The organism is Nonomuraea sp. NPDC003709 (genome assembly GCF_040610775.1).
Lineage (GTDB): Bacteria > Actinomycetota > Actinomycetes > Streptosporangiales > Streptosporangiaceae > Nonomuraea > Nonomuraea angiospora_A.
In genome coordinates, this window is record NZ_JBEXMW010000036.1 from 1 (window position 1) to 19,014 (window position 19,014).

At 67.6% G+C, this 19,014-nt stretch carries 15 protein-coding genes; 9 read left to right on the forward strand and 6 right to left on the reverse strand.

Annotated features, from left to right (window positions below):
- The first annotated feature begins 1,898 nt into the window (after nucleotides 1-1,898).
- The gene (locus tag ABZX61_RS58195; protein ID WP_355209907.1) at nucleotides 1,899-2,792 is read left to right on the forward strand and encodes a tyrosine recombinase XerC; all 894 of its coding nucleotides are present in this window, start codon (nucleotides 1,899-1,901) and stop codon (nucleotides 2,790-2,792) included.
- 72 nt (nucleotides 2,793-2,864) lie between these two features.
- On the opposite strand, the gene ABZX61_RS58200 is transcribed toward ABZX61_RS58195, so the two are convergent.
- Complete coding sequence (locus ABZX61_RS58200) at nucleotides 2,865-4,505, reverse strand: peptidoglycan DD-metalloendopeptidase family protein (RefSeq protein ID WP_355209909.1); 1,641 nt, start codon at nucleotides 4,503-4,505, stop codon at nucleotides 2,865-2,867.
- A 261-nt stretch (nucleotides 4,506-4,766) separates the two neighbouring features.
- Here ABZX61_RS58200 and ABZX61_RS58205 point away from each other — a divergent pair, with 261 nt between their 5' ends.
- Entirely contained in the window at nucleotides 4,767-5,957 is a 1,191-nt protein-coding gene (locus tag ABZX61_RS58205; protein WP_355209912.1) for an epoxide hydrolase family protein, read from the forward strand.
- Nucleotides 5,958-6,041: 84 nt separating this feature from the next.
- Here ABZX61_RS58205 and ABZX61_RS58210 read toward each other — a convergent pair whose 3' ends face one another.
- Nucleotides 6,042-7,553 (reverse strand): MFS transporter, encoded by a 1,512-nt coding sequence (locus tag ABZX61_RS58210; RefSeq protein ID WP_355209915.1) that lies wholly within the window; start codon nucleotides 7,551-7,553, stop codon nucleotides 6,042-6,044.
- A 531-nt stretch (nucleotides 7,554-8,084) separates the two neighbouring features.
- On the opposite strand from ABZX61_RS58210, the gene ABZX61_RS58215 reads away from it, so the two are divergent.
- From ABZX61_RS58215 to ABZX61_RS58240, 6 genes are all read left to right on the forward strand, one after another.
- Entirely contained in the window at nucleotides 8,085-8,693 is a 609-nt protein-coding gene (locus ABZX61_RS58215; RefSeq protein ID WP_350739058.1) for a helix-turn-helix domain-containing protein, read from the forward strand.
- A gap of 475 nt (nucleotides 8,694-9,168) precedes the next feature.
- On the forward strand, nucleotides 9,169-10,065 hold the full coding sequence (rpsB, locus tag ABZX61_RS58220) for a 30S ribosomal protein S2 (protein ID WP_355209918.1): 897 nt from the start codon (nucleotides 9,169-9,171) through the stop codon (nucleotides 10,063-10,065).
- Nucleotides 10,066-10,953: 888 nt separating this feature from the next.
- Entirely contained in the window at nucleotides 10,954-11,787 is an 834-nt protein-coding gene (gene tsf / locus ABZX61_RS58225; RefSeq protein WP_350739053.1) for a translation elongation factor Ts, read from the forward strand.
- A gap of 207 nt (nucleotides 11,788-11,994) precedes the next feature.
- Nucleotides 11,995-12,693: a UMP kinase gene (gene pyrH / locus ABZX61_RS58230; protein WP_219912434.1), complete on the forward strand. Its 699-nt coding sequence runs from the start codon at nucleotides 11,995-11,997 to the stop codon at nucleotides 12,691-12,693.
- A 43-nt stretch (nucleotides 12,694-12,736) separates the two neighbouring features.
- Nucleotides 12,737-13,294, forward strand: a complete 558-nt coding sequence (gene frr / locus ABZX61_RS58235) for a ribosome recycling factor (RefSeq protein WP_192790776.1) — start codon at nucleotides 12,737-12,739, stop codon at nucleotides 13,292-13,294.
- A 389-nt stretch (nucleotides 13,295-13,683) separates the two neighbouring features.
- Entirely contained in the window at nucleotides 13,684-14,523 is an 840-nt protein-coding gene (locus ABZX61_RS58240; protein WP_355209922.1) for a phosphatidate cytidylyltransferase, read from the forward strand.
- Here the strand turns inward: ABZX61_RS58240 and ABZX61_RS58245 are convergent, their stop codons facing one another.
- On the reverse strand, nucleotides 14,524-15,546 hold the full coding sequence (locus ABZX61_RS58245) for a suppressor of fused domain protein (RefSeq protein WP_355209925.1): 1,023 nt from the start codon (nucleotides 15,544-15,546) through the stop codon (nucleotides 14,524-14,526).
- A gap of 120 nt (nucleotides 15,547-15,666) precedes the next feature.
- Between ABZX61_RS58245 and rlmN the strand changes: the two genes are divergently transcribed.
- The gene (rlmN, locus tag ABZX61_RS58250; RefSeq protein ID WP_355209928.1) at nucleotides 15,667-16,767 is read left to right on the forward strand and encodes a 23S rRNA (adenine(2503)-C(2))-methyltransferase RlmN; all 1,101 of its coding nucleotides are present in this window, start codon (nucleotides 15,667-15,669) and stop codon (nucleotides 16,765-16,767) included.
- Between the two features lie 34 nt (nucleotides 16,768-16,801).
- Here the strand turns inward: rlmN and ABZX61_RS58255 are convergent, their stop codons facing one another.
- From ABZX61_RS58255 to ABZX61_RS58265, 3 genes are read right to left on the reverse strand one after another with little or no spacing between them, the layout of a single operon-like run.
- Nucleotides 16,802-17,509, reverse strand: coding sequence for a GDSL-type esterase/lipase family protein (locus tag ABZX61_RS58255; RefSeq protein ID WP_355210101.1), 708 nt, complete (start codon nucleotides 17,507-17,509; stop codon nucleotides 16,802-16,804).
- A 37-nt stretch (nucleotides 17,510-17,546) separates the two neighbouring features.
- Nucleotides 17,547-18,218, reverse strand: a complete 672-nt coding sequence (locus tag ABZX61_RS58260; protein WP_355209931.1) for a hypothetical protein — start codon at nucleotides 18,216-18,218, stop codon at nucleotides 17,547-17,549.
- Nucleotides 18,215-18,946 (reverse strand): ATP-binding cassette domain-containing protein, encoded by a 732-nt coding sequence (locus ABZX61_RS58265; protein WP_355209934.1) that lies wholly within the window; start codon nucleotides 18,944-18,946, stop codon nucleotides 18,215-18,217. The genes ABZX61_RS58260 and ABZX61_RS58265 overlap by 4 nt, the downstream gene beginning before the upstream one ends.
- Between the last annotated feature and the right edge of the window lie 68 nt (nucleotides 18,947-19,014).

Consider the following 19,014-nt stretch of genomic DNA (forward strand, 5'->3'; position numbering starts at 1 on the left):
CATCGCCCACTGCGCCGCGGTCAAATCTCCCCGACCCACGCAAAGATCATCTCGGAAGTGGACCCAGATGATCCACTTCTGAAACAGGCCCTAGTTCCCAAGCAGCATGGTTGGCGCTGAGGCACAAACAATCCACCTCTGAAGGCTCCCCGGACCGAGCCAATGCGACGGCCGCTATGGCCCGAGAAACCGCTGCCCGATCGGTACAGGGCCCTCGGGCAGGGAATGGCCCGCCAGCTCGGGCTGGGAGTGGCCTGTCAGGCCGCCCAGCCATGCGCCGACAGCCAGCCGTGATGTACGGGGATGACGTCCGACACGACAGAGCCTTGGGAACTGGAGAACGGCTTGTCACGTGGGTAGCGGCCCGCGATGCTCTGGTCGGCGGTCGGCGGTCGGCGGTCGGCGGTCGGCGGTCGGCGGTCGGCGGTCGGCGGTCGGCGGTCGGCTGGACATGGGCTGGACGGCGGGCTGGACGGCGGGCGGTCGATGGTCGGCGGTGGGCTGGACGGTGTGTCGCCATCTGATGGACGGCTCCGGCCCGGACAAGACCGCCGAGTTCGTCTATGCAGTGGGCTGGGCGGTGGGTGGGGACAATTGTCTGGCCGGCGTTTGGTACGAGGCGAGGGTGTCCGTTCGGGCGATGCCCATAAGTCACCGCCGCTGAGACGTGGAGGCAGGCGAACATGCTCCTGCAAGCCGGCCTCCGCGGGACGTAACCCCGCGCCCGGGCCGCCGCCACGCATTCGAGTCCCGCCCCGCCCGGCGTTCTTGTTTTCGAGGAGCGCATAGGTGCTCCAGAGTCCGTCGTTTCTGAAGCGCTCTCAGTCTTTGCCGGCACCCATCGCTGCGTTCCCTCGCGGCCTCAACCACATCCTCAGACCGCGTGTCCGCTGATCCGCCGGAGAGTGCGCCCGGCGTCCAGGAGTCGGTGGATGCAGCGGGGCTGAGGGAGGTTTTCTCCACGCTTAAATGTCGGCCGTTCAACTGGTGAATGTCAGCGGAACGACGAAGATGTCAGTGAAATCAGGGATGTGAAGGGCTTTGTCTGTGCTGGTCAGAGCGTTGATCACGGTCTGCGACAAAGTCGGGGTCACCGGTTACAGATCCCCCTCGCGCACCACCGCTCGCGGGGCAGACTGATGTCTGCGGCCATCGCTTTGCTCTCCTTCGGTCTCGACTTAGGCCCTCGAAGGATCAAGCGATGGCCGTCACCATTTCCCGCCCCTCGCTCTTGAACTTCCAACTCCACGCTCGTGAGCGGTCGTTCGAGTTCGCTTGGTCCTATGGTGCAAACCACGATCAAGTTGAGGCGGCACCGCGCCTACTACTGTCATGGCCGAAAGGGTCCAGGGGGAAGATGCGCGGCCAGGCGGTGACTCCACTCCATGGTGCTGGGTCGGCTCAACGCGGGAAGGCAGCGTGAACCGCCCCGACTTTGATGGACGCCTTGGTGTGCCCCGACTTCGGTGGAGTCGCTGGCGCGCCCCGGGTTGAGCGGAGGTGGTCCATGCCAGGGTGGAGGGCCCCGGAGCCGTTCACCACGGCACCGACGAGAACCTGCAACCTGGCCGACTTTGAACGGGTCTCCGAGGTGCCGCTAGCTCGGGCGGGACGGGATGGACAACTGCGGGCCCCGGTCGAGGGCCTGGCCTGGCGCGCAATCGGGTTCTGGGCACGACCGGGGCTGGCGAACGTGACGCGAATTGACCTGAGACAGGGCAAACCAGGTGCTGGTTGACCACGGGCGGGGTTGGTTTCTGGTTGAGAGGTGAGGTGTTGTTCTGACTCCGGTGGTTATGAGTTGTTCCTGGGATGGGGTTGAGCTTGAGTGGGGCGGTGAAGTTTTTCCTGCCTGTCGTGGCTTGGCAGTGGGAGGGATCGGAGTGGGGGGTTCTGGGATGAGTGGGGGTGTCGGTCGTGAAGAAGTGGTGGGGGAGTTCGGGCGGCATCTGCGGATTGAGCGGGATCTTTCGCAGCACACGGTGCGGGCCTATCTGAGTGACGTGAACTCCTTGCTTGATCATGTGGATGGGCGGCTGGAAGGACTTGATATCGGGGTGCTTCGTGAGTGGCTGGCTGAGCAGTATCGGGCCGGCAAGGCTCGGGCCACGCTGGCGCGGCGGACCGCTTGCGTTCGTACCTTTACCGCCTACTGCTACCGCCGCGGCTGGCTTGCGGCCGATCCGGGGTTGTTGCTGGGCAGCGCGAAGGCGGCTCGGCCGTTGCCTGCTGTTCTCGCTCCGGAGCAGGCGCAGGCCGTCCTGGAGGTGCCCTCGGCTGGGGAGCCGAAGGAACTTCGAGATCAAGCCCTTCTTGAGTTGCTGTACGCCACCGGTGTGCGGGTGAGTGAGTTGTGCGGGCTCGACGTCGATGACGTGGATCGGGATCGGCATGTCATCCGGGTCCTGGGCAAAGGGCGCAAGGAACGGTCTGTGCCCTTTGGGCTGCCGGCTCTTCGGGCGGTGGACAAATGGTGCATTCACGGGCGGCCGTTGTGGGTTCGGGCGCGGTCAGGGGCTGCGCTTTTCCTTGGGGTACGGGGAGGCCGCATCGATGCGGGGACTATTCGGCGGGTCGTGCATGCGCGGCTGGCTCAGGTGGAGGGGGCTCCGGACATGGGGCCGCATGGGTTGCGGCACAGTGCGGCGACTCACTTGCTTGAGGGTGGTGCAGATCTACGGAGTGTTCAGGAGTTGCTTGGCCATGCGTCTCTGAACACCACGCAGATCTATACGCATGTCTCGATCGAGCGGCTGCGGGCGGCTTATCGTCAGGCTCATCCGAGGGCCTGATGAGAGACCGCGGTGATCAAGTACGCGGGGACGTCGATGGTCGGTTGGCTGGGTGCGTCGCCGGGTGATCTTCTAATTTCTGTCGGTTGCGGATTTGCGGTGGCGGCCGGACTTCGCGTTGGTGGTTGTGAGGCGGCTGGGCGCTGGGTGGTTCTCCCCACGGTGCCGGGCGCCGGTGTTCGCGGGCTCTTGCTCTTCTCCCGTAGTAGCGCGGTGCTGGCCCCTTCTTCGGGGACGGTGGTCTGTTCGAGTACGTCTGTGGCTGCGCAGGGCTGTGATCAGGAGTCCTATCCCTAGCAGGGTGCCGAGGCCAATAGCCGATGTCGTGGTGGTGGTCGAGGCCGAGCGAGCCAGGAAGTCGAGCGCCGGGGTGGAGAGATCGGGGTGGTGTCTCCGGCGTGAGGTGGTGGGAGTGAAGGAGCCGGCTGCTGCCAGGGGGTGGCGTTGGCTTGGTGTGCTGTCGTGACGGCTTGGCGATGGGGTGTGCCGGGGCAGGCTGTGGGTCCCGTACTTGATCAAGGTGAGGGTGGGTGGGGTGGCGGCCAGGGCCCTTGGCGTTGCTGGTGGTGCAGGGCCGAGGATGGCTGGGGATCTTTGTGGCTGTGTGGTGAGCGGTCTGGTGGTCTCTCCGGCTGGCGGTTGGAGGAAATGTTCGTGCTCGTCGACATCCCGTAGAGAGTGCTCATGCACGGGCGGGAGCGAGTTCTCGTCGTCGTGCCAGAAAGGGAGGAGGCGGATGGTCGCCTGGCCCAGGAGCAGGAGGGGGTCGAGGTAATGGGTGCCGCGTCGGAGGCCCCAGTGCAGGCAAGATTCCCGGCAGTGGCCTGATGAGGCTTCTACGACGCCAAGCCTGGATCCCGGGGCGACGGGTTCGCCTCGCCGTACGGACGCTTTGACAGGGAGGTACGTCGTACGGAGGCCGCCCTCGTGCTCGACGGTGACCACACCTTTTCCGGCTACGGGGCCGGCGAAGCGGATTGTGCCGGTGCCGGCTGCCAGGACTGGGGTGGATGGGGCAGCGGCCAGGTCGATGCCGCGGTGTCCGGCAAGCCAGGGCTCGGGCGGTGGGGTGAAGCGGCGCAGCACGTGGGGGTGTCCGTCCAGTGGCCAGCGCCATGTGGGTGGAGATGCTCTCGCCGGGGGAGCGGGGAGAAGAAGGATCGCGGCGGCAGCGAAGAGCAGTGTTGTCAGGGTGCTCTGGGCTGCCGCGAGGGCATGGCGAGGGTGGGGTGGCATGGCTCTTTGCCCGGGTGTGGGGGCCTGGTCAGTACGGGGTGGTGTGGCCTTTTGCCTGGGTGTGAGGGCTTGGCCAGTGGGGGTTTGGCGAGGGTGGGGTGGCATGGCTTTTCGCCTGGGTGTGGGGGCCTGGCCAGTGCGGGGTGGTGTGGGTTCTTGGCTGGGTGTGGGGGCTTGGTGAGTGTGGGGTGGTTCGTCTTCTCGAGGTGGATTGAGGGGGTGGTTGGGTGGAGATGATGCGGCTTTTTGGGCCGGTTTGGGGAACTGGTGGGTGGGCGGTGGTGGGGTGCTCTGTGTTGCCTTGGGTGGGTAAGGCGTTCTGTTGGGGTGGAGTGTTTGGTGGAGGCTGCCCAGGGTGGGGGCGCTGATGGGGTGGTGGGTGTCGGGCTCTGGGGAGTGGGTGGGCCTTCTTTGGACCGTGAGGGTGGTTGTTGATGCTGGTGGGTGGGTTGCCGGGGTGGGAGGGAGAGAGGTCATGGCGCGAGTTTGGTTGAGCGCGCCGGGGTGGTTGGGAGGCGAACGGGGTTCTGGGGATGGAGCGGGCGAGGTGTTTATGGGTTGTGGATAACTGGCTCGATGGCGGCTTGGGGCGGGATGAAGCGCTGCGATGATGAGGCTGCCGGTTCTGGCCTTGGGCAGGTCAGTGGGAGGGGACACGCGCCGGGCGGTCTGGTTGGGGCGCGTGAGTGGGGAACCGGCGGGGCTTTGCCGAGGTGGCCGTTGCTGGGTGGATCGCAGGTGCTGAATTCGTCGGCGGATTGCGGAAGGAAATGTGCCGCATTGGCTCCTAGCGTGGCCAACACTCAAGCCGACAAGGAGCGTCAGATGGAGATTCGGCCGTTCACCATCGCTGTCTCACAGCCCGACGTCGATGACCTGAAAGTCCGGTTGGCCCGGACTCGCTGGCCGGACGAACTGCCCGGTATCGGGTGGAGTCGCGGGGTGCCGCTGGAGTTTCTGAAGGAGCTGGTTGCGTATTGGGCCGAGAGTTACGACTGGCGCGCTGCCGAGGCGCGGCTCAACGAGTACCCGCAGTTCACCACCGAGATCGATGGGCAGCGGATCCACTTCCTGCACGTCCGATCCGGCAACCCCGACGCTCTGCCGCTGGTGCTCACTCACGGCTACCCCAGCGCGTTCGCCGAGTTCACCATGCTGATCGAGCACCTGCGGCAGGACTTTCACGTGGTGGTCCCATCACTGCCCGGCTTCGCCTTCTCCACGCCGGTGGGCGAGACGGGCTGGGCGATGGCTCGTACCGCTCGGGCCTGGATAGAGCTGATGCGGCGGCTCGGCTACGACCGATACGGCGTCCACGGCGGCGACATCGGCGCCGGCGTCTCCGGTGCGGTGGCGGGCCTTGATGGCGAGCATGTCGTGGGCGTTCATGCGGTGACCGATCCGTACACGGCGGCGGCCACGGCCACGTTCCTTCCCGGCATGGCCGACAGGCTCGACCCGGCGGACCAGGTCGACCAGGCGGCCCTGGAGCGGATGGCCGAGTTCCGCGCCGACGGCTCCGGTTACCTGGCGATCCAGAACACCCGCCCCCAGAACATCGGCTACCTGCTCAACGACTCGCCCGCCGGGCAGCTCGGTTGGATCGCAGAGAGCTTCGAGCGGTCGACCGACCTGCCCTACGACCGGGATCAGCTTCTCACGATCGCCAGCCTCTACTGGTTCACCGGCTCTGGCATCTCCGCCGCTCGATTCCTGTACGAACAGGCCCACTCTTCCGAGTGGGGTGCGCCGCCGGCCGTGCCGCAGGGTTTCGCGGTGTTCAGCGCCGATCCCACCGTCCGCAAGCTCGTCAACCCGCCTGCCGAGGCCCACTGGACGGAGTATGAGAGGGGCGGACACTTCCCGGCCATGGAGGCACCGGAGATGCTGGCGAAGGATCTGCGGGTCTTCTTCGGGGGTTTGAAGTGATCAAACGCCTCTGACTCGACCGCACTTTCGCCCGCCATCTGTTGGTTTCGGGGCTCGGGTTGGGCTCGTCTGAGGGGTGGCGGGTTAGTGAGGAGCGTAGCGTTTGCAAGCGATCAAGGAGTTCATGGTTTGGGATGGGGGCGGCTCGCTGCTGGGTTTCGCCAGGCGGGTGGGGCGTGGTTGGCGGTGAGGGCGTAGGGGAGATGTCCAGATCCAGATGGCGCTCAGGGCGATGCCTGCTGCGCAAATGAGGATGACCGGGCGTAGGCCGATGAATTCGGCGAGGATGCCGCCGGTTATGCCGCCGAGGGCCAGGACGCCTTGCACTGCGAAGGTCATGGTGGCGTTCACCCGGCCGCGGAGCTCTGGGGAGGTTTCGCGCAGGGTGATGGCGCCCATGCAGGTGGCGAAGGCTACGACGATGCCGCCTGTGATCGTTCCGGTTAGGGCGAGCAGCGAGAGTTTCCACCAAAGGGGGCCGGTCAGCAGGCCTACCGCGAGGATTTCGATGGGGAAGAAGAGCACCGAGACGAGCAGGATGCGGTTCTCGCCGTAGCGCTTGGACAGGCGGGCCGTGATCCAGGCGCCCAGCATGCCGCCGATGCCGCTCAGGGCGATGAGGGCACCTAGCAGGGGCTTGGGGATGTTGAGCGTGTTCACCATGTAGAGCATGTAGATGGCCGTGTACGCCATGGCGAAGAAGTTGATTGTGACGCCTGCGCTCAGGAGAGCGCGGAGTACGGGATGGGTGACGCTGGTCCGCAGGCCCTCCATGACGTCGTTCCACATGCCTCGGGAGGTTGCCGGCTCGTTCCTCTCCGGGGTGCGGATGGCGCGGAGCAAGAGGGCTGAGGTCAGGAACGACAATGCCTCCGCCAACACGGCCAGCGGGGCCGTGAAGAGCTGAACCAGGAGACCGGCCAGGCCGGGGCCGCTGACCGACGCCACCGAGTAGGAGGCGTTCAAGCCGGCCATCGCCTCGGTTCGCTGGGGAGGGGCGGCGACTGCTGCCACGTAGGGGAAGTTCGCTGCCCTGAAGAGTACGCCGGCTGTGCCGATCACCAGGGCCACGGTGATCAGCCATGCGACGCTGAGGAGGTCGAGGAGCCAGGCCAGGGGGACTGTGGCGGCGGCTGCGCATGAGACGAGTTCGCAGGCGATCATGAGGGGCCGGTGCCGGGTGAGCCGGTCCGCGATGGCGCCTGACTGGAGGCCGAACACGAGGGCGGGCACCGAGGCGGCGGCCGTCAGCAGGCCCATCTGGGAGGGGGAGGCGGCCAGCAGGGTTACCGCGGTCAGGGGGATGGCCAGCTTGGAGACCTCCGAGCCGGTGACGGAGATCGTTCGGGCGGCCCAGAGGAAGCGGTAGTCGCGCTGTTTTCTGAGTGGGATGGGCGCGTGTGAGCTGCGGTCATCGTGGTTGGGGTGATTCGAGCCGGAGGTGCCGTCACGGGCCGCGTGCTTGGGGTCGGGGGTGTGGCGCTGGGGGATGTGGCGCGCACCGGCGGCGTGGTTGTCGTGAGGGGCGCGGTTTTCGTTAGTGAGGTTGCGGTCAGGCATTCGATCCTCGGTCAATGACGTGGCGGTCTCGGTCATGGCGCCTGCAGCCTCGGACGTGGCCGGCTGGAGGGATGGACTGAGCTGATTGGGGTCGGGCTTGGGCACCGGTGTCGTGGCTGTTACTGGGTGCGCGGCGGTGAGGGCCGGGTGGGTCAGTGGCGTTTGGGCTGATGTGCGGGGTTGGCGTTTGGTGGTGCTGGGCTGAGCGGGGGTTTGGCCTGGCCGTCGGGCCTTTGGCTGGTTATGGGTTGCGGGGGATTCGGTCTGGGTCGTCGTCGGTTGTGGGGTGCCCAGGCCGTGCGCCCGGGGGCGTCGGATCGGTGGGTTGATCGCGGATGGTGGGAGTGACTTCGGCGTTGGTGTTGTGAGGGTGGGGGACGGGGTGTTGGACGTATTGGTGGGTTGTGGGCGGTGCTTGGGTGGGCGTGGTTTGGGGTGATTGACGGGCGTTCTGGCTGGTGCGGGGGCGTGGTGGAGTTGTGAAGGGAACGCTTCATAACTGTGAAGATATCCCTTCATAGTTATGAAGGCAATGCTTCATACCTTGGGACGGGTAATCTTGGCGGCATGAGTGAGGGGCTCAGTGATCCCAGGGCGATGCGGGCGCTGGCCCACCCGGCGCGCCTGATGATCCTCAATCGGCTGGGTCTCGAGGGCAGTGCCACTGCCACTGAAGTGGCGGAGATCGCGGGGATCACGCCCAGTGCCGCGAGCTATCACCTGCGCATGCTGGCCAAGTACGGGTTCGTGGAGGACGCGCCGCCGCGTGGTGATGGCAGGGAACGGCTGTGGAAGAGCGTGAACAAGCCGATCAGCGTCGGAGTCAAGCCGGGCGATCAGCCGGACGTACGGGATGCCAAGGTGGCTCTGATGCTGGCGTTCCGCCGGGAAGCGCATGAAGAGGCGGATCGCGCTATGGCGGCCGTTGAGGCTGAGCCTGATGAGTGGCGGGATGTCACCCGGTTCAACCGGATGCGGATCAGGGTCGACCCGGAGGAGCTGGCTCAGCTCAACGAGTCGATCGAGAAGCTGGTCGAGCCGTACCTCATTGCCAATCGCGATGAGAAGGCCGCGCCGAGCGGGGCCAGGATCGCCGAAGCGCAACTGAACCTTTTCCCGGTCGCGAAGAGGCCGACGCCGGGGCTGCCTACCGAGGATCACGATGCGGCCGGCTGATGTGGAGCCGGCAAGGGTTGGGCGGAGGGCCTGGTTGAGGCGGTGGTTGACGTGCGGAATCGTGCTCTGGTCCGCGGCTGAGGTGCGGGTTTGGTCGGGCGGTTTGTGGGGGTGAGCTGCCGGGCGTTGGTCGAGTTGCAGGAAGCGGCCGGTGTTGGCGCGGTGCATGTCAGATGTTGATGGTGTTTGGTGCCTGGATGACTGAGTGATCACGATGGGGGTGGGTGTGAGGATAGAGAGCTGGATGTCTGATTGACCGTTGACGGTCAGGCTGGGCTGGTGCGGGAGGTAGACTTTTCGGTGGCCTGTGACCACAGGCCGACTTCGCATGCCCCACTGCGGACCGCGCCATCGGTCCGGGCCATGGGCCCGGCTGGCGGGGTTTCGGGGCATCAGGGCGGCAGACGACGCGCTGCTGCGGCACAACCGAGAACCGCGCCCTTCCGCAGGGCGCCAAGACCTGGAGGACCAGCACATGGCCCCCGTCGTCACCATGCGACAGCTGCTTGAGAGCGGCGTTCACTTCGGTCACCAGACCCGGCGCTGGAACCCGAAGATGAAGCGATTCATCTTCACCGAGCGCAACGGCATCTACATCATTGACCTGCAGAAGTCGCTCTCTTACATCGACCGCGCATACGACTTCGTCAAGGAGACCGTCGCCCACGGCGGCACCATCCTGTTCATCGGCACCAAGAAGCAGGCTCAGGAGGCCATCTCCGAGCAGGCTGCCCGAGTCGGGATGCCGTACGTCAACCAGCGCTGGCTGGGCGGCATGCTCACCAACTTCTCCACCGTGCACAAGAGGCTTCAGCGGCTGAAGGAGCTCGAGGAGCTCGACTTCGACAACGTCGCGGGCTCGGGGCTCACCAAGAAGGAGCTCCTCATGCGCCGTCGCGAGAAGGACAAGCTCGAGCGCACGCTCGGCGGTATCCGTGACATGGGCCGCGTGCCCAGCGCCGTGTGGGTCGTCGACACCAAGAAGGAGCACATCGCGATCAGCGAGGCCAAGAAGCTTGGCATCCCTGTGGTCGCGATCCTCGACACCAACTGCGACCCCGACGAGGTCGACTACCCGATCCCGGGCAACGACGACGCCATTCGCGCCGTCGGTCTGCTGACCAGGGTCGTCGCCGACGGTGTCGCGGCCGGTCTGATGGCTCGCTCCGGCGCCGCCCGCGGTGACGAGAAGCCTGCCGCCGCCGAGCCGCTGGCCGAGTGGGAGCGCGAGCTCATCGAGCAGGGCACCGGCGAAGCCGCTGCCGAGGCGCCGGCCGAGGCTGAGGCGCCCGCCCCCGCGGCCGAGGCTGCTCCTGAGGCCGCCCCCGCGGCGGAGGCTGCTCCTGAGGCTGACGCCGAGCCGCAGGCCTGACGTCAGCGCTCAGGTACCCGGGGTTTCCCAGGTACGGGCCCGTCCCGGTCGGGTGGGTGAAGAGTCCACCAGGCAGGGCGCGCGCCTTGCTCCGGCGAACGGAACGGCAGGACGAGGGATGTCCCTGGTCCTGCCGTGACCGGGCAAGGAACGGGCCACGAAGACAAGTGAACGGTTGAGCGAGGGGCCGCGGCCTCGCCGGGTGAGTGATCGCCAGGCGAGGACGCTTCCCAGTCAGGCAAGGACCAAGAGCCGGGCTGAGATCGAGGCTCAAGGTTCAGGGCCGATGCCGAGGCTGAGGCTGTGAGCCGGGATCTGGGCCGTAGGTCAAAGGCCTGGGTCGCGGTCCAGGGCCGGGCCTGTGAGGTCGCGGTTCAAGGGCCGTGGTCCAGGGCCGGGCCTGTGAGGTCGCGGTTCAAGGCCCGGGGCCGAGGCCCTGTGCCGAGGTTCGGGCCGGGGCCTGAGGTCTGGGTCGCGGGCTGGGGTTGTGAGCCGAGGTCCGGGTTGCGATCCAGGGTTGGGTCGCAGGCCGGGCCGGTGGTGAGCCGGGCCGTTCCGGGTGACCGGGGCGGATGGCCGGGCCGGGTTGGACCGGGTAGTTCAGCGGGCCAGGGTGGTCGGCCGGGCCGGAGAGGGCGGGTTCGCCCGAACCGGGCGGCGGGCCGGCCGGGTGGCGTCGGTGCTGGCTGGTGATGGTCCAGGATGGTAAGCCAGGGCGAGGCTGGGCAGTATGCCAGGCGAGCCGGGCCCCGAAACGCAAGACAGAGGCTGACGCAAGACAAAGGCTTCCGTACGGCAAGCGCCCGCCGTACGAACCAAGGGTGAGCAGGCGTGCCGTTGCCCGCCCACCTGATCCACGACGACGACGAAATCCCACAAGGAAAAGCAATGGCTTCCGTGAACATGGCCGATGTCAAGCGGCTTCGCGAAATCACCGCTGCCGGCATGATGGACTGCAAGAAGGCGCTCGAGGAGTCCGAGGGTGACTTCGACCGCGCCATCGAGCTCCTGCGCCTCAAGGGCGCCAAGGACGTAGGTAAGCGCGAGGCCCGCACCGCCTCCAACGGCCTGGTCGCGCTCAAGCAGGATGGCGACTCCGCTGCCGCGCTGCTCGAGCTCAACTGCGAGACCGACTTCGTGGCCAAGGGCGAGCGCTTCCAGGAGCTGGCCGCCCAGGTTGTCGAGCACATCCTCGAGACCAAGCCCGCCGACGTGGCGTCGCTGCTCGAGTCGTCCTTCGACGGCAAGAGCGTCAAGGAGCACCTCGACGTCGCCAACGCCGCGCTCGGCGAGAAGATCGAGATCCGCCGGTTCGCGGTCCTCGAGGGCGGCTACATCGGTGCTTACATGCACAAGACCGACCCGGCGCTGCCGCCGGCCGTCGGCGTGCTGATCCAGCTCGACAAGCCGAACGCCGAGGTCGCCAAGGACATCGCGCAGCACGCCGCCGCGATGGCCCCGCAGTACCTCAAGGCCGCCTCCGTCCCGGCCGACGTGGTCGAGAAGGAGCGCAAGCTCTTCGAGGAGATGACCCGCGAGGAGGGCAAGCCCGAGGCTGCCATCTCCAAGATCGTCGAGGGCCGTGTGAACGGCTGGTACAAGGACTTCACCCTCCTCCAGCAGGCCTTCGTCAAGGACAACAAGAAGAGCGTGGGCAAGTACGCCGAGGAGAACGGCGTCGAGGTCCAGGCCTTTGTCCGCTTCAAGGTCGGTCAGGCTTAGGCTTAGGCAAGCAACCGGCCAGGCAGGCTCGCCGCTCAAGGCGGGCCGCCCGGCCAAGGCAAGAAGCAAGCCGACAGCCTGAACTTGATTCACCGAACGAAGGAGGCCGCCGCCGTGCAGGACCACCGGGAGCCAGCCCACGAATCCACACGGACGGCGGCTTCCTCATCTCAAAATCCGCACAACCCGCTCAGATGGAAGCGGGTGATGCTGAAGTTGTCAGGAGAGGCGTTCGCCGGTAGCGAGCCGCTGGGCATCGATCCGGTGATCGTCGATCATCTGGCCGATTCGATCGCCGAGGCCGTCAAGGAAGGCGTACAGGTCGCGGTCGTGGTCGGCGGCGGCAACATGTTCCGCGGCGCCACCCTGTCGCAAGGAGGCATCGACCGCGCCAGAGCCGACTACATGGGCATGCTCGGCACGGTCATCAACTGCCTGGCCCTACAGGACTTCCTCGAGCGGCGGGGCGTCGAGACGCGCGTCCAGACCGCCATCACCATGCAGCAGGTGGCCGAGCCGTTCCTGCCGCGCCGCGCGATCAGGCACCTCGAGAAGGGGCGCGTGGTCATCTTCGGCGCGGGGCTCGGCTCGCCGTACTTCTCCACCGACACCGCGGCGTCCCAGCGGGCCCTGGAGATCGGCGCGGAGGCGCTGCTCAAGGGAACGCAGGTGGACGGGATCTACGACTCCGATCCACGCAAAAATCCGGATGCGGTCAGGTTCGACCATCTTGATTACGGCGAGGTGCTGCTCCGCGACCTCGCTGTCATGGACGCCACCGCGATCAGCCTGTGCAAGGACAACGACCTGCCGATCGTGGTCTTCGACCTCATGGGCGAGGGCAACATCCTGCGAGCGGTACGCGGTGAGAAAATCGGCACGCTGGTGAGTCCCGCAGGCAAATGAGGGAGCGAGCCCGACACCGCCAGCTAGAAGACAGGGAGCCGCTGTGATCGACGAAACCCTCCTCGAAGCCGAGGAAAAAATGGACAAGGCCGTCTCGGTCGCGAAGGAGGACTTCGCGACCATCCGTACGGGCCGCGTCACCCCCTCGATGTTCAACAAGATCAACGCCGAGTACTACGGCACGCCGACGCCGATCCAGCAGCTGGCGTCGTTCCATGTGCCGGAGGCGCGCATGGTGCTCATCCAGCCTTTCGACAAGAGTTCGATGGGCGCCATCGAGAAGGCCATCCGCGATTCCGACCTCGGTGTCAACCCCACCGACGACGGCCAGGTGATCCGCGTGACGTTCCCGGAGCTCTCCGAGGAGCGGCGCAAGGAGTACATCAAGGTCGCCAGGAACAAGGGCGAGCACGCCAAGGTGTCGGTGCGCAACATCCGCCGCTCCGCCAAGGAAGTCCTCGACAAGATGATCAAGGATGGCGAGGCGGGGGAGGACGAGGTCAGGCGGGCCGAGAAGGAGCTCGACGACCTCACCCAGAAGCACGTCGCGAAGATCGACGAGCTGCTCAAGCACAAGGAAGCCGAGCTGCTCGAAGTCTGAGCGGCACGCCGCACGGCGGACCGCGTTCGATGGGCCGCCGCAGGCAGCAGGCCTACGGTGGTCGCGTTGGGCCGGCCGCCGCAGGCAGCGGTTCGCACCTATGGCGGGTCGTCGCAGGCGGTGGTTCGCACTTCCGCGGGTCGCCGCAGGCGGTGGTTTGCACTTACGCGGGTCGTCGTAGGCGGCGGTTCGTGCCTGCGGCGGGTTGTCGTGGGTAAGGGGTTCGTGCCTGCGGCGGGTTGTCGTGGGTAAGGGGTTCGTGCCTGCGGCGGTCGTCGCGGGTAGCGGCTTGGGCCTGCGGTGGTCGCATTGGGCTGGCCGCCGCAGGTAGCGGGTCTTGAACGGCCCTCGCCCCGAGTGGCGGGGGCCGTGGCTCTTGGAGAAACTCTGTGGAAGAACGTACGGCTGACACCAGCTCGAGCGGCGGCGGCCGTACCGGAAGGAACCTGCCCGCCGCGATCGCGGTCGGTGTGGTGCTGGGCGCGCTGGTCATCGGCACGATCTACACGATCAAGGAGCTGTTCCTCCCGGTGGTCGCCGCTGCCGTGGGCGTCGGCGCGATGGAGCTGATCAAGGCCTTCGCCACCCGTGGGATCAAGGTGCCCGCCGTGCCGGTGCTCGCGGGCCTGGTGGCGATGCATGCGGGCGCGTACTGGGGCGGGCCGACGTGGCTGCTGGCCACGTTCGCGGTGTTCGCGTTGGTGCTCCTGGTCTGGCGCATGTTCAGCGACGGGACCGACGGTTACGTACGGGACGCGTCGGCTTCGGTGCTCACGCTGTTCTATCCCGCCATGCTCGCGGCGTTCGTGCCCATGATGCTGCGGCTCCACGACGGCGACCACCGGGTGCTGATCTTCATCGCGGTGACCGTGGCCAGCGACATCGGCGGCTACTTCGCGGGCGTGCTGTTCGGCCGGCACCAGATGACGGCGATCAGCCCGAAGAAGACCTGGGAAGGGCTCGCCGGGTCGGTGATCGCGTGCACGGCCGTCGGCGCGTGGCTCGTGGTCTGGCTGATGCACGGCGCCATCTGGCAGGGCGCGCTGATCGGCGCGCTGGCGGCGGTGCTGGCCACCGTGGGCGACCTGATCGAGTCGATGATCAAGCGGGATCTCGGTATCAAGGACCTGGGCACGATCCTGCCCGGCCACGGCGGTCTGATGGACCGGCTCGACTCGCTGGTGACGACGCTGGTGCCGGTCTGGCTGCTGATGACGCTGTTCTTCTAGCTACCGCTGCTGCGCCTCCAGCGTCTCGGTGGTGACCGGTGAGAGCCAGAGCCACCGTACGGCCTCACCCCCGAACGCGAATCCCGACATGTCTGGCATGTGGGGTGCGTTGGCCAGCATCAGGACCCCCGAATACCGCGGCCCCAACGGGAACGTCGAAGGCTCGTGATACCACTTCGCCGTGTGCCCGTGGCCGAGCCACGTGACCGAGTGCCACGGATACTGCGACAGCCACACCAGCAGCAGCGCCGCGTCGCGCGGGTCCTCGCGGGTGGCCACGGCCAGCTCGATCCTGGCGTACGCGCCCGGCTTGTCGATCCACTGCTCGACCGTGGGCATGCGCTGGCAGCTCATCCCCACCGTGGACAGCACGGTGTAGGCGCGGCCCTGATGCGGCGGCCGTTCGGTGATGCCGACGGTCGGCAGCCGCTCGCCGCTGGCGTCCCAATAGCGTCCCGCGGGACCGAGCGCCCCGTCCAGATGGCCCATCACGAACTGCTGGAACGACGGCCACGACCCCTCGCTGTGCCGCCAGCCCCAGTAGGACCTGGCGTTGGAGAGGCGGGGCAGCAGCCCTTCGAGCGCCTCCGACAGCGCCCACGCGAACGGCGACTCGCCCACCGCGTCGCGGGCGTAGCCGGGCATGCCCCTGCTCATGTCGGCCCAGCCGGGGATGACCGCCAGCAGCTCCTCGTCCTCGTACAGGGCGACCCCGTCCCCCTCCTCGAACCACAGCGCGGTGAGCTGCCCGAGCGGCCTGCGGCCGTCCGGGTGGAGGGTGTTGGCCCTGGGCATCAGCGGCGGCAGGCCGGCGTTGATGCGGGCCAGGTCGACCACCGCCGGGGCGGGGCGATGGTTGGCCAGCCAGACGGCGCCGTGCACCGTGCCGTCGGGCGAGCACAGGTAAGCTACCGAGGAGTCCTCGTCACGCTCGACCACGAGCGTCCGGCTGCCGTACGGGTTACCGGCGGCGAGAACGACCTCGGCGCCACCCTCGCCAGATGTCGACCGAAAAATCGCCATACGTGATGACTGTAGATCCGGTGGCAGCCACGATGCGAGCCGTACCGTAACCAGGAATGCCACCTCCGATCCGAACGTTCATTACCCTGATTGACAGCCACTCAAAGCAAAGGCAGGAACGTGTCCCAGCCCCCAGGCCAGCTCACCTTCGTCGCGCCCCGGCGGGCCAAGCCCGCACGGCACCTGGCCGACCTGTCGATGGCCGACCGGCGGGCCGCGGTCACCGAGCTGGGCGAGAAGGCGTTCCGCGCCGACCAGCTCTCGCGCCACTACTTCGAGCGGCTCACCACCGACGTCGGCGCGATGACCGACCTGCCGGCGGCCTCCCGCGAGAAACTGGCCGCGCTCCTGCCCGACCTGCTGACCTCGGTGAGGGAGATGACCACCGACCGGGGCACCACGCGTAAGACGCTGTGGCGGCTGTTCGACGGGGCGCTGGTCGAGTCGGTGCTCATGCGCTATCCCGACCGGGTCACGATGTGCGTGTCCTCGCAGGCCGGCTGCGGCATGAACTGCCCCTTCTGCGCCACCGGCCAGGCCGGCCTCACCCGCAACATGTCCACCGCCGAGATCGTCGAGCAGGTCGTCGCGGGCGCCCGGGCGCTGGCGGCCGGTGAGGTGCCCGGCGGGCCCGGCCGGGTGAACAACGTCGTGTTCATGGGCATGGGAGAGCCGCTGGCCAACTACAAGCAGGTCATCGGCGCGGTGCGGCGGCTGGTCGAGCCCGCGCCGCACGGGCTGGGCATCTCGGCCCGGGGCGTCACCGTCTCCACCGTCGGGCTGGTGCCCGCGATCGGCAAGCTCGCCGACGAGGGGCTGCCCGTCACGCTGGCGCTGTCGCTGCACGCGCCCGACGACGAGCTGCGTGACACGCTGGTGCCGATCAACACGCGGTGGAAGGTGGCCGAGGTCCTCGACGCGGCGTGGGCGTACGCGGCGAAGACCAAGCGGCGGGTCTCGATCGAGTACGCGCTGATCAAGGACATCAACGACCAGGAGTGGCGGGCCGACCTGCTCGGCAAGCTGGTCCGGAACAAGCTCGTGCACGTCAACCTGATCCCGCTCAACCCGACCCCGGGATCGAAGTGGACGGCTTCCCGGCCTGAGGACGAGCGGGCGTTCGTGCAGCGGCTGGAGTTCCACGGCGTGCCCGTGACGGTACGCGACACGCGCGGCCGCGAGATCGACGGCGCCTGCGGCCAGCTCGCGGCCGCCGAATAACCCACCCGCCGCGAGTTCCCCGGGCGGAACCGGGCTAGTGGGGTGCGATCGAGCGGGCCGCGAAGCCCTCGATCAGGTCGGCGATCATGGCGGCGCCCCTGCTGTTCAGGTGGATGTTGTCCGTGGTGAGCTGGAGGCCGCGGCCCTTGGAGATGGCGTCCAGGCTGCGGCCGAGCAGGAAGTGCTGCATCGCGGCGGTCTGCGCCAGCCGCCCCTCCGCCTGGTAGCGGATGCCGGGAGCCCGGCCCCGCTCCTCCAGGTAAGCCGTCATCCGCTCGTTGAGCGGCAGGTACGTGACACCCTCGGCCGCCGCGACCCGCCGGACGATCTCGCTGTACTCGGCGGCCCGCCGCACCGAGACCGAGTCGAGCTCCTCGCCGATGACGGGCAGGGAGAGCATCGCCACGCGGGCCATCGTCTCGTCCTGGAGGCGGCGGGCGATGGTGGTGAGGTTGGCGGCGTAGGCCTCCGGGGTGGGGTCCGTGGAGAGTTTCCAGCGCTTGCGCAGGGTCTTGGCGAGTGTCCCGCTGAGCGTGGAGTTCGCGTCGTTCGTGCCGATCAGTACGGTCACCACGTCGGGATCCTGGCTCACGACGTCGTCGAGCCGCTTGACCGTCTCCGACGACGGCTCGTAGTTGACCCCGGCGTTGATCACGGTCGCCTCGGGCAGCCGGGAGCGGAGCATGGCCACGTAGTCGGCGCTCACCTGTGCGCGGGTGATGCTGTCACCCAGGCAGATCATTTTCACCGTCGTCTCCTCTAGGGTGAGTGAGTGTTCACTAACCTACCCTACGCCGGAGCCACACGTACGTCCCCAGGCCGATCAGGCACCACACCAGGGTGATGGCGCCGAGCTCGGGGAGCTGGTCGAGGAGGTGACCCCCGTTCGCCGCCTTCATCCAGGCGATGAGCGGGACGGTGAGCCAGTGCAGGGGCGAGGAGCTGAGCAGCAGCATCGCCAGGAACCCCAGCAGCAGCCCCATGATCGAAAGCGCGGGGGAGCTGATGACCGCGCGGCTGGTGAGGGCGCCCAGCGCGGTGCCGGTGAGCGCGGCCAGGGCGTTCAGGACGAGAGCGGCGGCCAGCACGCCGCGCGACGGAGCCTGGCTCACGCCGAGCAGGAGCGCCGCGCCCATGCCGAGCGCCGCGAACGCCACACACGTCACGAACGCCGCCATCAACCCCGCCGCCACCTCCCTGCCCCGCCCGCCCACCTGGATCGCGGACAGCTCGCGCTGCCGGTCGGGCTCGGTGTCGAGGAGACTCCTGGTCGCCCAGGCCAGGATGGGGATGATCAGCACGGCGCCGTCCGTGAGGGCCGCGGCCTCGCCGCCGCGCGGCGCCCGGCTGCCGTAGAGGATCGCCAGCATGGCGAAGGCCAGAAGGAGCGCCTGGAACATGCGGTGCGAACGGATGTAGGCGGCCAGCCGGAACGTGGCCAGGGCGATCATCCGGACTCCTCGATCTCGCGGGCCAGGTAACCCTCGCCGCGCATCCTGGCGAGGAAGTCGTGGACGTCGGACGCGGGCACCGTGACGGCCACGACCGTCCCCCTGTCCTCGACCGGTTCGAGGCCGGGCGCCGTCGTGCTCTCCTTGAGGCGGCCGTCCACCAGCGACCAATGGCGTATCCCGGGCAGCGAGCGCAGGCCGCCCTGGTGGTCGCTGACGATGACGATGCCGCCGCGGCCCGCCACCTCGCCGGCGATCGAAGGGAGCGCTTCACGGGTGTCCACGTCGAGCCCGGCGAACGGCTCGTCCAGGATCAGCAGCCCGGGCTCCGACATCAGCGCCTGGACCAGGCCGACCTTGTGCGCGCTGCCCTTCGACAGCTCGCCCAGGGCGACGGTGAGGAGGTGGCCCATGTTCAGGCGCTCGGCCCACGGCTCCCAGCGGGCGCCATCGCGTACCCGGGACATGTGGCGCAGATAGGCCGTGACCGTGAACGGCTGGGCAGTCGGGAAGCGGTCGGGAGCGAAGCCGACCACCTCGGGACGCCCGGCGATCGTGCCGGTCGTGGGCCGGGTGAGGCCCGCAAGGAGGCGGAGCAGAGTCGACTTGCCTGCCCCGTTCACGCCGGTCAGCTCGATCACATCGCCGGGGGCGAGCTGGGTGTCGACGTCTTCGATGACGAAAGGATCACGTCTTCGGTAGCGGAAGGAGACCTTGGACAGACGCATGGTCTTGTAACGCTATATGTCGGGTCGCATCTCTAGCATAAAGAGCCCCACAATAGAGACGCCCCCAG